We start from the raw sequence: 11,570 nt of genomic DNA on the forward strand, positions 1-11,570 counted from the left end.
TAACCTACTTCGTTCATTTGTTGAAAGAGCCGATATTAACCAGGGTAGAAAGATGCAGAATCGGAGTTTTCGCATTTATCGTGAAACGCTTTCGCGTTTTTCGTGCGCCGCTTCAACTGGGTCTGCGATTGGTGCTGCCAGCAGGAGCTTCTGCGTGTATGGGTGCTCGGGCGTGGACGTCCGCCAGGGCCGCGGGTCCGGTTTCGACGATGTCGCCTTTGTAGACGGCACTGACGCGGTGGCTGATGTGGCGGACGACTGCAGGTCGTGGGAGACGAACAGGTAGGCAGCCCCGGTGCTGCGCTGGATGTCGATGAAAAGGTCCATCACCCGGGCCTGCGTGGACAGGTCCAGTGCCGAGACCGGCTCGTCGCAGACGATGAGTTTGGGTTTAGGGGCGAGGGCGCGGGCGATGGCGACCCGTTGACGCTGCCCGCCGCTGAACTCCCGCGGCAAACGCTCTGCAGCGTCCCGTGGGAGGCCGACCTGATCCAGCAGCATCTGGACCCGGGCTCTCGCCTCACCCGCTGCGGCACCCTGCACCACGAGCGGCTCACTCAGTGTGTCCCCGACAGTGAGGGAGGGGTTCAGTGAGGTGTAAGGGTCCTGAAAACGGCACCTGGATGTCTTTGGACAGTGTCCGGCGGTCCCTGGGGCTGGCGTGGGTGATGTCGGCACCTCTGAAGGTGATGCGGCCCCCGCTGGGCTTTACCAACCCCAGAACCGCCCGGCCGATGGTGGTCTTACCTGACCCGGATTCGCCTACCACGCCCAGGGTCTCGCCCTCGCCAATACTCAGAGACACCCCGTGCAGAACCTCGATTGCCTTGGGACGGAAGCCCCGGCCGGTGAAGGCAACGCGCAGGTCGGTCACGTCCAACAGTGGTGTACTCATCAGTTCTTCTCCCCAATGGCCGCCGCGACTGGCACGGGCGGGTCGGTCCGTACGGTGTGCTCGTCGAGGATCGAACCCAGGAGCATCTGTGTATAAGGGTGTTTCGGTTCCCGGAACAGCTCGAGCGCCGTACCGGACTCGACGACCTGCCCGTTCTGCATCACGGCGATCCGGTCGCAGATGTCGGCAACCACACCAAAGTTGTGCGTCACGGCGAGCAGGACAGCCATGTTCAGTTCCGCCTGAAGATCCCTCAGCAGGTCAAGGGGGGGGGGGGGGGGATTTCGGCCTTGGACTGTCACGTCAAGTGCGGTTGCGGGTTCATCAGCGATGAGGAGCTTGGGACGGCTTGCCACCGCCCCGGCAATCAGGACACGCTGGGCCATACCGCCGGAGATCTGGTGCGGGTACGAATCGAAGGTCCGCTGGGAATACCTGATTCCCACGCGGTCCAGCAGTGCCAGCACCCGGGCTTTGGCATCCGCGCCGGACATGCGGCAGAGGCGCGGATGCCTTCCACGGCTCGGCGCCGATGGTGTAGGAGGGGTCGAGATTCGACATGGGCTCCTGCGGGATGTACGCGATCTCGCGGCCTCGCAGGGCGCGCAGGTCCTGCTCCCGGAGGCTCGAACAGCTCCCGTCCCTCCAACCTGATGGAGCCGCGCACAACCACAGCCTCCGACGGGAGCACCCCAAGGATCGAAAAGGCGGTTTGGGTCTTGCCGGAACCGGACTCCCCCACCAGGCCGAGCGTTTCGCCCGCCCGAAGGTCAAGGGTCACACCTTTCACGACCTCGTTCAGCTGTCCTGACGGCGTTGGGTACGCGATCACCAGGTCATCCACGGACAACAGGTCTGCCGGACCATCCTCGCCCGGTCCCCCAACGCTGCTCGCTACTTTCGATGCAGCTATTTTTGCCGGTTTCAGTTTGACGCCTTCAAATGCGTCACGGAGGGAATTGCCCAGCAGGACGAGGGAAGAAGTAAGCGTGCCGAGCAGGACGCTGGGCCAGATGAACTGCGTTGGGTCAACATAAAGGTTGGTGAAGCCGTCCGCGATCATGGCACCGAAGCTGGGAAGAACAGGCTTGACCCGACGCCAAGGAAGGCAAGGCCGGATTGGAGGCTGATGGCGGAACCTGCAGGAACGCAGCGGCAATGATGATGGGGCCGCGGACGACAAAGAGAACGTGGCGGCCCAGGATACGCAGGTTGGACAGGCCGGACACCCGTGCCGCGTCCACATAGAGCTCGTTTTTCACGCCGACAACAAGGTTCCGCACGATACGGTAGATTCCGGGTGAAAGCAGGACGCCGAAGATGAGCATGGTCATCCGGTAGTCACCCTTGGTGACCGGCATGAGGACAATCAGCAGCAGCAGCCCGGGGAAGGTCATGATGAGGCTGAAGACCCATTCAGTTGCGCCGCGCAGCCGTCGCCCGAAGTAGCCGCCAATCAGGCCAAAGGTTACCCCGATGACGAGGGCAACACTGGCACCAATCAGGCCTGCGATCATGCTCGTGTTGATCGAATGGAGGAGCCGGGAGGCGATGTCGCTCCCGTTCTGGTCCGCGCCCAGTGGGTAACCGGGAGTCCCTGGCCCGGCGTTGATGGCATTGAGTTGTGCCTCGTTGGGATCATGCGGGGCGATCCAGGGCGTGAGAAGTCCTAGGACGATGAGGACCAGCAACAGCCCGGAGGTGATGAGTGCCTGGGGGTCCCTGGAGAGTTTGCGCAGCGGTGATTTCCTGGGCGGGGCTGCCAACCCGGGATCGACGCTGAGTTCTTCGATGCTCAATTGATTCTCGCCTTCGGGTTGAGCCAGCCGTTTGCTACGTCGGTGATGAGGTTCACTGTCACAACGAGCATGACGCCGAACAGTGTGATGCCCATGATGATGGGGATGTCGCCTTGGAGGGATGCGTTGAATGCGTACTGTCCGTAACCGGGAAGTGCGAACACGTTTTCGATGATGAGCGCTCCGCCCAGCATTTGAATGAACTCAAGCGACAGCACGGTCAGAGCAGGGCTCGCCGCGTTCCGCAACGCATGACGGAGCACGATGGAGCGTGTCGGGATCCCGCGGGTCCGCAGAGTACGCACGTAGTCTTTCCGGAGTTCATCAATCATCGACCCGCGTACCTGGGCAGCCATATTCGCGACCCCGCCGATTACCAGCACGATGACAGGAATAGTGATAGATGCCGCCCATTTCCCGGGGTTCTGGGCGAAGGGGGTGAAACCGGTCGCCGGCAGCAGCTTCAAATTCACAGCCAGTACCGTCACGAGGACAATCGCGACGAGCAGGCCCGGGATGACGTGTCCCACCAGCGATAGGGCCTGGGACACCTTGTCGGCCACGCCGCCGCGTGACGCCGCCCACACTCCCAGGGCGACGCTGATGATTACCGTGATAATGAGCGCGGTAACGACCAGCGAAAGGGTGACGCCCAGCCGGGCGGCTACCGCCGGAGCAACGGGCTGGCTCGTGAAGAGCGAGGTGCCGAAATTACCAGTCAGGACGGACCCGAGCCAATCCAGGTACTGGACGATGACTGGCCTGTCGAAACCGAGCTTGGTCATCAAGCCTTTCACCGACTCGGGAGTCGCTGCACTCCCCAGACGTTCGCGGGCAACAGATTCCAGGGAGCCGCTGAGGAGGAAAAACGTGATCATAGTGACGAGCAGCGCGAGGACGATGCCCGCGCCAAGACGTCGGAGGGCATAGATGATCATGAGCGTCCCCGTGACATTTCCTCTGGCATCTTCAAAATCCTTATCGTGAGTGGTCCCCCGGCGGGGGCGCTAGCTGCTGTGTGAGCGATACACCCTTTAACCAGGGCGTGAATCAGATACTGCCCCTGCAACGGGTACAGCGAGGACGGGGCAAGAGCAGAGTGGTGGAAAGCCCAACAGGAAACGTCGGGCTTTCCACCCTTTACCCCGGCTAGCCGCGGGTTACTCCGAAGTCCCGGACCGTGGGCAATACAACAACCGAAGGAATGAATTCAACTCCGGGCGCAGTCGCCCAAAGCGTACCGGTGTAGGCGATCGGGGCGTTCAAAGCCTGCTTGACCGTGTATTCACTGACTTTCTTGTAAAGCTCCGCACGGGCTCCCTGGTCCGGCTCGTTGGCAACCTGCTGGAGCAACTTATCGAAATCAGGGTCCTGCCACTTGAAGGGGTTAAGGAATGCTTCAGGCGTGTACATGTCGCCTACTTCGCGTCCCGCGTCGTTGAGGCCTGCGAACCACAGCACGGCCGGATACTTCTTGGAAGATATAGACGCTGCAGTGTTCTGCGGTGGCACCGGCTCCCACGTCACCTTGACGCCGATGTCCGCGAGTGCCTGTGTGATGACCGGTTCAAAGGATTTCGAGATGACCGTGCTGGGCATCGTCATGGAGAAACCGTCCGGATAGCCTGCCTCGGAGATGAGTTTGCGTGCCTTCTCCGGATCGAAGCGGTAGGTGCCCTCAAGCGCGGAGTTGTAAGCGTCGCCGTTCGGGTTGAAGACCTGTACCGTGGGCCGGCCGACGCCCTGGAGAAGTGCTTTGACGATTTGCTCGCGGTCGAATGCCATGTTGATTGCCTGGCGGACCTTGACATTTGCAAGCGCGGGGACGATTTCGCCCTTTCGGTCAGCCAGAATGAGAGCAAGTGCAGCAACAGACTGCACCTCCTTGACCTTGAAGCCGGCGCCTTCTGCCTGCTTCCGCTGCGGAGCCTGGATTAAAGCGGCCTTGACTTCTCCGGCCTGGAGCGCGTTGTACTGCGCCGTCCGGTCCTGGATAACCTTGACTTTCACCGTCTTGAAGGGAAAAGCAGCCGCGTTCCAGTAATCGTCACGACGCACTAAATCATATTCCGTGCCGTCCACGGTGGAATCTGAAAGAACATACGGTCCTGACCCGGTCGGGCGAAGTTTGGTCTTATCCGACGTCAAGGTGGCAGCATCTCCGATGACGCCGGTGGCCTGCGCCAGATAGTTCAACAGCGTCGGCTCGGGTGAGGCCAGCTGGATCACGACGGTGGAGTCATCAGGTGCCGAAACTGACGTCACCTTGGCGAGCTTGGCCTGCTGCTGGCCGGGCGTGGCCCGTGTCCGTTCCAAAGTTGCGACAACGTCTTTCGATGTGACAGGACCCCCCGCACTGAACTTCAAGTCCCGGCGAAGTTTGAGTGTGAGAGTGCGCAGATCCTTGGAGTACTGCCAGCTTTGAGCCGCGTTCGGCTGAACCTTCCCATCCTTGTCAACCAGCAACAGGGTGTCAAAGATCGATGCCCAAACGTAGGACTGCTGCCCCTCGGAAAGCTGCGCGGGTCCAGGGACGCCGGCGGCGCCTGGACGGCGATGCTGAGCTCCTCATTGCGCGATGACGTCTGCCCGGGCGCCGTGTCCGGTGCCGGGGATGAGCAGGCCGCTGTAGCCAACAGTGCTGCAACAGCCATGGAGGCCGCCGCCGCACGCGTCAGTGATCTGGCTCGTGGCAAAAGTGAAATCATTTTGGGTAGACTCCTTTGTCGGGTCGGGAATATGAAAATAGTCATTGATATGCGTTGGGCTGAATCCGCAATTCGCTCCGCTTGGTGATCAGCATCACAAGCAAAGCATTTTTGAAACGATAAAACAACCGGTTGCCACAAATTGCCTCAAAGGGTCACCATAAATTACCGGGGCTTTGAACTTTTGAGAGGGCGCGTAAAAGCGAACAGAGTCAGCTTTAAGAAAATACCGTACTTGAGCGTAAGCGGGGAATGAACAAAATTGGACCGGGCGACGCAATAGCGCAGGTTGCCCTGAAATGCCCATTCATTTGCATCGAATAGGCACACCGATGGCTTACAGAATGCCCTTATCGACTAGTCGGTGACGTTTGGAGAACAATAGGTCAGATTTTCGATATGAGGTCACCAATTTTCTGTTTGGCTTCCATGGCCGCTTGACCTGTCAGTGCACGAAAACCTTGAGACACTTCCGCGGCAAGGTCGAAGGATGGATCGACAAGCCATTGCATGCGTAGTCCGCTCCAGAGAGCGACCATTTGGCGGGCAACGCTGATTGGGTCCAATCCAGGCAGGGCGTATCCGATGGCTTGCCGCCTCTTAACCCCCTCCGCAAATTCGAGGACTGCGTTTTCGCGGTGGTCCTTCAAATACGCGTGTGCCGGATGTTCCGGATTCACGGCCTCAGCACTCAGTGCAAGGAAGAGACGGGTTATCGACTCATCCTCCCCGCTCAGGCGGGCAAGCTCAGGCGGGGGCCACGCGTCGCGAAGTGTACGGCTACCCTGGAACTGCTCTGTCAGCAAAGTCCGGCTGTCCCGGTCGGCCAACTCCATGGCGGCCACCAGAATATGATCGCGCGACGGGAAGTGATACAGCATGGCAGTTTCACTCATAGATGCCCGCGAAGCCACCTCCGCGGTCGTCAGGGCGCGGTGACCCTTCTCACGAACGATCTCCAGAGCGGCACGCGCAACGGCAAGACGACGTTCCACCGTCTTGCCGTAAGTCCTTCGTGTACGCGTAGTCGCTTCCATGTGTTGTAGATTACATGAAAACCGAGTGACACACCATAGTCTTCAGAAATTCATCTTCCAGGTGCAGTCCTGCGAACAAATCGGAACACGAAAACAAAGCCCTGCTCGATATTAGTGTTGTGGCCGGACGGTTAAGGATGCTGATGGTTCGAAGCACCTTGTTTCCCCGGCGTTATCGAGGCGGGTCCCGTCCCGCCACACCTAACCTCTCACGACGGGTGTTGTACGGATGCGCCGCCGACCCTAGGCGCAACTGGCATGCACGGTTATTCGTAGGCCGTGAGTAGCCCTGCCGGATACGCGAATGTCTGCAGCCGCCCTGCGGAAGGATTCGGCCCGTCACGAACAATGGAACAGGATCCGGCGCTAACGGCCCTCGCTCATGTTCGGGGCGTAAAGACGCCGCGATTGCATCCAACGAATCGTTCTCCGTGTGGACTAAGACGTTCGCTGACCCCCGGCTATGCGCCGCGAAGGACTTTCCAGCCCTCTTCGCCGTATAAGAACACCTACATCGTGGTGCTCTCGCGGGTGGCGAGGGCTTGCTGGTGGCGGTAGAGAGTGGCACGGCTCCAGCCGACGAGGTGGGCCGAGTCTTCCGCGGTGCGTCCCTTCGCCCGGGCGTCCGGCGCGATCACTAGCTTGTCCGCAAGTCGAGGACCTGGAGGAAGGCATCAAGCTGATCAACTCCAACCCCTACGGCAACGGCACGGCCATCTTCACTTCCTCCGGCGCCAACGCCCGGAAGTTCCAGCGCGCGGTGACGGTCGGCATGGTGGGCATCAACGTTCCCCTCCCCGTCTTGGCCGGGGAACTGGCATGGTCGCCCTCGATCATCCTCCAGTTCTCGAAGTTCCGGCCGTGGCCGCTCTGGACCGTGTTGAACTCGAGCCAGGTTTCGTCCGCGAAGTACTCGCTCGTGGAATGCTGTCCCCACACGTGTGCGGTCATGAGGTTCCGGCCACGGTCCCCCCTGCGCAGTCCATCGGCGAGGGCGCGGAGCGTCTGGAGGTGCTCCGGCTTCTCGACGGGGCGGTCGCCGCCCAGGATCCAGATGACGTCGCGACTGCCGTAGCGCCGCCCCACGAACTCTCCGAAGCGTCGGGCGCGCGCCGCGGTGAGCACTTCGGGGCCGACGCCCCACTTGAGGTTCCACTTGTCGCCCCAGGTCGGGAGGAGGCCGATCGTCAGCCCGAGCGACTCGGCCATGTCGAACACGCCATCGACGTGGCTGAAGAAGCGCTCGTTCGGCACCTCGAGATCCGCATCGAGGAACGGCAGGTCCCCTTGGGCGTTGGGCGTCCGTAGCCCGTCGATCTCGGCGAGGAGCACCGTCTGGACTACCGTGAAGCCTTTCGCAGCACGGTCACGCAGGTAGGCCTCGGCCTCACCTCCCGTGCACCGGTGAACGAGCTCCCAGGCCGTATCCCCGAGGTAGAAGAACGGGGACCCGTCGTCACGCTGGAGGTACCGACCGCTGGGATCCACTCTGATGAGCCGGTCAGCCATCAATTGCCTGCTTCCATCGCGCTGTCATTGGCCACGGCGATGACCACTCCGGCCGCGATGCCGTTCTGGTTGAAGGAGCCCCCTGAGAAGAAGTAGGCCTAGTCCGCGTCCAGCGACGGCACCGCGAGCCCGGTCGCCTTCTGGACGAGCCAGCTGTGGTAGAGCTTTTCCAGGCTCCGGACATACCGGACGTGGTGGGGCGGGGGCTTAAGCATTGCATTTCCTCCTGCGACTTAAAAAGGGTTGATTAGTGTGAGATGGTCGGCGCTCCACCGGCGATTAGGGAACGCCGTTACGTTTGAGCCGATCCCAGATCGGCGCCATGTACGCCGGGCTTGAGGGACTGGAGTTGTGAAGCTCTCCCCCTACGGCGAGATACGGTAAGCCGTCGACCAGCAGGTGCGACGTGGAGCCTGCGCGCACGACGCGCGGGATCGCTGACAGGTCAGCGCCTTCGGAAGGCTTTGGCGCTATACCGGGGGTCTCATTTTCGTTCGTAATCACCTGTGACTCCTTAATAGGGCGGCTCTCTACCCGCAGCACCGCGGGGACGGGATGGCAATCTTGCCCGATCTGCGGTTAGCCGACGCTCGTCACGTGGCTCGCCGTTACGCCCTCCGTTTTGACGCCGCTCGGCAAAGTTGCGGCTTGAGCCGTCGTTTGTGTCGTGGGCGAGACGACGGCAACAGTGTTCGGTGCGAGGGTGAGCCCCTCCGCGTGCTGACCTGTCAGCACATCGCGGCCCTGTACAGCAAGCGATACGGTCGATCGCCCATGGTTGATGACGAACAGAAGTTCCCCTCGACGAACGGTTTCCACGAATCCATCGGCGTCGCCATCAATGACCGTATCGACGCGCAGGCGGCTTTCGGCTATGAGGGTCTGGACCAGCTCGGCGCGACCTGCGGCATCTGGCCGCGTAGCAAGATACCACGCTGCCCCCTGTCCGTACGCCCTGCGCGTCAGCGCGGGCCACCCGCCAAGCGGTCCTCCGTCGAAGACCGCCCGGATGTCAGCCTCGCGCACATGGACGGTCTCGCTCCATTCGGTGCCGGTCGCGGTCCCGCCGGTGAAAACGTCGCCTCGGAGCGTCACCACCGGCGGAATTGACGCTTCTTCGGAGACCGGGATGGCGCCAGGACGTGCCCATGCGCCCGCCAACGGCCTAAACTCTTCGATCCACACCCCGAGGGTCGACTGCAACTCGCCAAGATATCCGCCGAGCCGAACCCTCAGGCTCTCGTCGACGATACCGGTCTGATCGGTCACGAGGACACTGGAGCCGGCACGGACGGCGTCATCGATAGCCTGGGCCTGGGCATCGGTCGTGACGAACAGGCTCGGTACTATCACAATCGAGTAGCTATTCAGGTTCTCGTCGCCACGCGTGAAATCGACCGTCAGGCCAGCCTCGGTCAGTGCGGCGTGCCACCGTGAGGACCAGGGAGAGGTAGCTGGACTCAGCTGGCATCCCCCTTTGTTCGATGGCCCACCAACTGTCCCAGTCAAATACGATCGCAGCTTGCGCTTGGGTTTTCGTTCCCATCACGTCGGCCAGTGTTGTGAGTTCTGCTCCGAGCCGCTCCACTTCACGCCAGACGCGGGAGTTCGTACCGGCATGCGGGACCATTCCCGAATGAAACTTCTCTGCCCCGATGGAGGACTGACGCCATTGGAAGAAGAGGATGCCGTCCGCACCACGAGCAATGGACTGATAGGACAGAGCCCGCATCTCCCCATCGGCTTTCGGAGCATTGGAGGGACGAGTGTTTACGGCACTCGTCGATTGCTCCATGAGGATCCACGGTTTACCTCCGCCCAGGGATCGCATCAAGTCTCGTGCCATAGACGCACCGAGGGCCGCGTCAGGGTTCGCCGGGTCAGGGTAGAGGTCGTCTGCGATTACATCGACGTGAGGCGCCCATTTCCAATAGTCTGCGCCACGGAACACGCCCATGAAATTCGTGGTGACCGGAATATCCGGTGTGACTTCGCGCAGGATGGCCTTCTCCGAGAGGTAACAGGCGAGCATTTCGTCAGAACTGAACCGTTCGAAGTCGAGCGTTTGAGTCGGATTCGGATGAGCCGGGGTCGCCCGAGGAGGCAGGATCTCAGCAAACCCTGAGTACGACTGCGACCAGAACACGGTCCCCCAGGCGTCGTTGAGGTTAGCAATCGTCGCATACTTGGCCTCGAGCCACCTGCGGAAGGCCGCAGCTGATTCATCGCAATAGCATCGCGGGACGTGGCAGCCGTACTCATTGTTGACATGCCACATCACAACAGCGGGGTGGCCGGCATAACGCTCTGCGAGGGCCCTGGTTAGCTTTGCGGCACTGCGCCGATAAGCAGGCGCACTCGGGCAATACCCCTGTCGCGACCCCGGCGAGAGACGCACACCGTCGAGTGTCACTGGCAGCGATTCCGGGTAAGTGTGCGAGAACCATGGCGGCGGGGCAGCGGTCGCCGTCGCCAGGTCGACCTTGACACCGTTCTTATGCATGAGGTCGAGCACACGGTCGAGCCAACCGAACTCGAAGCGGTCCTCTTCCGGCTCTAAAAGCGACCATGCGAACACGCCGACGGTCACGAGGTTTACCCCTGCGCGCTGCATCAGGTCGACGTCTTCGTCCCACACCGCCTCGGGCCACTGCTCTGGGTTGTAGTCGCCGCCGAACCAAGGGGTGTCGGCAAAAACGGATCGCATGAGGTAAGAGGTTCCTTTCTGTTCCAACGATGTTGGGAGTTACTTGACAGCTCCGGCGCTGACGCCATCCACAATCTGCCGCTGCGCGAAAAGGTAGAAGATGATGACCGGGACGATGGAGATCAGCGTCGCGGCCAGAAGGATCTGCGGTTGCGGGGTCTCGGCCGAGACGAAGCTGGTTAATCCGCGCTGCACAGGCATTAGCGAATTGTCGTTGAAGATGACCAGCGCCATCAGATATTCGTTCCAGACGGCGAACGCTTGAATGACGGCGACCGCAGCAAGGCCGGGCTTGGCCAGGGGGAGCATGATTCGAAAGAAGGTCCCCAGCGCGGACGAGCCGTCGAGCGCTGCCGCCTCTTCGAGGTCCTGCGGCTGCGACGCGAAGAAGCTGCGCATGATGAGAGTGGAAATCGGAAGGCCGGAGGTGATCAGGATGAGGATGTATCCCGGTCGCGTGTTAGCGAGGTCGAGGGCAAGCAGAACCTTGTACTGGGCTAGGAACATGGCCGGGGCGGGAATGATCATCACCGCGAGAATCAGAGCGGTGAAGACACCTTTCCCCTTGAATTCGATCCGCGCGAGCGCATACCCGGCGAGACTCGACACGAGAAGGATCCCGGCTACTCCGCACAGCGTGTAGATGATGCTGTTCGTCATGTACATGCCCAGGTTGCCCTTCGCCCAGGCCGTGACAAAGTTTTGCCACTGAGGGTTCTGGGGAAGCAGCGAATCACCCTTGAGTAACTCCGGGAGCGTCTGCATAGACCCGGAGATCATCCAGAGAACTGGGAAGAGCGCGCTTAACGCCGCTGCGGTGAGTAATGCGTATAGTGCCACGCGTGCCGGCTGCATTGGACCTCGAGCGGATCGTGCTTCATGAGGCTTCAATTCCCGGCGGCGTACTGTGTCGCT

At 61.1% G+C, this 11,570-nt stretch carries 11 protein-coding genes and 4 pseudogenes; 1 reads left to right on the forward strand and 14 read right to left on the reverse strand.

Going from position 1 to position 11,570, the window contains the following annotated elements:
- Positions 1–75 precede the first annotated feature (75 nt).
- The 9 genes and pseudogenes from ACF0H6_RS12345 to ACF0H6_RS12385 form a co-directional block, all read right to left on the reverse strand.
- Positions 76–546, reverse strand: coding sequence for an ATP-binding cassette domain-containing protein (locus ACF0H6_RS12345; RefSeq protein ID WP_395249961.1), 471 nt, complete (start codon positions 544–546; stop codon positions 76–78).
- A gap of 7 nt (positions 547–553) precedes the next feature.
- The gene (locus tag ACF0H6_RS12350; RefSeq protein ID WP_395249962.1) at positions 554–895 is read right to left on the reverse strand and encodes an ATP-binding cassette domain-containing protein; all 342 of its coding nucleotides are present in this window, start codon (positions 893–895) and stop codon (positions 554–556) included.
- The gene (locus tag ACF0H6_RS12355; RefSeq protein WP_395249963.1) at positions 895–1,389 is read right to left on the reverse strand and encodes an ATP-binding cassette domain-containing protein; all 495 of its coding nucleotides are present in this window, start codon (positions 1,387–1,389) and stop codon (positions 895–897) included. Before ACF0H6_RS12355 ends, ACF0H6_RS12350 begins: the two co-directional genes overlap by 1 nt.
- 191 nt (positions 1,390–1,580) lie before the next feature.
- Positions 1,581–1,958 (reverse strand): annotated as a pseudogene (locus tag ACF0H6_RS12360) (ATP-binding cassette domain-containing protein); the annotation flags it as partial.
- Positions 1,924–2,694, reverse strand: coding sequence for an ABC transporter permease (locus ACF0H6_RS12365; RefSeq protein WP_395249964.1), 771 nt, complete (start codon positions 2,692–2,694; stop codon positions 1,924–1,926). The gene ACF0H6_RS12365 and the pseudogene ACF0H6_RS12360, both read right to left, overlap by 35 nt.
- A complete protein-coding gene (locus ACF0H6_RS12370) occupies positions 2,691–3,632 on the reverse strand; it encodes an ABC transporter permease (protein ID WP_395249965.1) in 942 nt (313 codons plus the stop codon). Before ACF0H6_RS12370 ends, ACF0H6_RS12365 begins: the two co-directional genes overlap by 4 nt.
- Positions 3,633–3,843: 211 nt before the next feature.
- A complete protein-coding gene (locus tag ACF0H6_RS12375) occupies positions 3,844–5,160 on the reverse strand; it encodes an ABC transporter substrate-binding protein (RefSeq protein ID WP_395249966.1) in 1,317 nt (438 codons plus the stop codon).
- Positions 5,161–5,788: 628 nt separating this feature from the next.
- On the reverse strand, positions 5,789–6,439 hold the full coding sequence (locus tag ACF0H6_RS12380; protein WP_395249967.1) for a TetR/AcrR family transcriptional regulator: 651 nt from the start codon (positions 6,437–6,439) through the stop codon (positions 5,789–5,791).
- Positions 6,440–6,948: 509 nt separating this feature from the next.
- Positions 6,949–7,092, reverse strand: a pseudogene (locus ACF0H6_RS12385) (recombinase family protein); the annotation flags it as partial.
- On the opposite strand from ACF0H6_RS12385, the pseudogene ACF0H6_RS12390 reads away from it, so the two are divergent.
- Positions 7,092–7,241: pseudogene (locus tag ACF0H6_RS12390) on the forward strand (aldehyde dehydrogenase family protein); the annotation flags it as partial. The pseudogenes ACF0H6_RS12385 and ACF0H6_RS12390 sit on opposite strands and share 1 nt — an antisense overlap.
- Before the next feature lie 59 nt (positions 7,242–7,300).
- Here ACF0H6_RS12390 and ACF0H6_RS12395 read toward each other — a convergent pair.
- From ACF0H6_RS12395 to ACF0H6_RS12415, 5 genes and pseudogenes are all read right to left on the reverse strand, one after another.
- Positions 7,301–7,948: pseudogene (locus tag ACF0H6_RS12395) on the reverse strand (DUF4038 domain-containing protein); the annotation flags it as partial.
- A 279-nt stretch (positions 7,949–8,227) separates the two neighbouring features.
- Positions 8,228–8,452: a hypothetical protein gene (locus ACF0H6_RS12400; RefSeq protein WP_395249968.1), complete on the reverse strand. Its 225-nt coding sequence runs from the start codon at positions 8,450–8,452 to the stop codon at positions 8,228–8,230.
- A gap of 75 nt (positions 8,453–8,527) precedes the next feature.
- Positions 8,528–9,412 carry a beta-galactosidase trimerization domain-containing protein gene (locus ACF0H6_RS12405; protein WP_395250164.1) on the reverse strand — a complete coding sequence of 295 codons (885 nt, stop codon included), beginning with the start codon at positions 9,410–9,412 and terminating at the stop codon, positions 8,528–8,530.
- On the reverse strand, positions 9,312–10,655 hold the full coding sequence (locus ACF0H6_RS12410) for a beta-galactosidase (RefSeq protein WP_395249969.1): 1,344 nt from the start codon (positions 10,653–10,655) through the stop codon (positions 9,312–9,314). Before ACF0H6_RS12410 ends, ACF0H6_RS12405 begins: the two co-directional genes overlap by 101 nt.
- A 39-nt stretch (positions 10,656–10,694) precedes the next feature.
- Positions 10,695–11,435 (reverse strand): carbohydrate ABC transporter permease, encoded by a 741-nt coding sequence (locus ACF0H6_RS12415; protein WP_395249970.1) that lies wholly within the window; start codon positions 11,433–11,435, stop codon positions 10,695–10,697.
- Positions 11,436–11,570 lie beyond the last annotated feature (135 nt).

The organism is Arthrobacter sp. NA-172, from assembly GCF_043952055.1.
Lineage (GTDB): Bacteria > Actinomycetota > Actinomycetes > Actinomycetales > Micrococcaceae > Arthrobacter.

What these genes read in the sequence shown, in the direction of transcription:
- ACF0H6_RS12350 (WP_395249962.1), bottom strand. Translation starts at nt 895, where the DNA reads ATGAGTACACCACTGTTGGACGTGACCGACCTGCGCGTTGCCTTCACC.
- ACF0H6_RS12355 (WP_395249963.1), bottom strand. Translation starts at nt 1,389, where the DNA reads ATGTCCGGCGCGGATGCCAAAGCCCGGGTGCTGGCACTGCTGGACCGC.
- ACF0H6_RS12370 (WP_395249965.1), bottom strand. Translation starts at nt 3,632, where the DNA reads ATGATCATCTATGCCCTCCGACGTCTTGGCGCGGGCATCGTCCTCGCG.
- ACF0H6_RS12380 (WP_395249967.1), bottom strand. Translation starts at nt 6,439, where the DNA reads ATGGAAGCGACTACGCGTACACGAAGGACTTACGGCAAGACGGTGGAA.
- ACF0H6_RS12410 (WP_395249969.1), bottom strand. Translation starts at nt 10,655, where the DNA reads ATGCGATCCGTTTTTGCCGACACCCCTTGGTTCGGCGGCGACTACAAC.
- ACF0H6_RS12415 (WP_395249970.1), bottom strand. Translation starts at nt 11,435, where the DNA reads ATGATCTCCGGGTCTATGCAGACGCTCCCGGAGTTACTCAAGGGTGAT.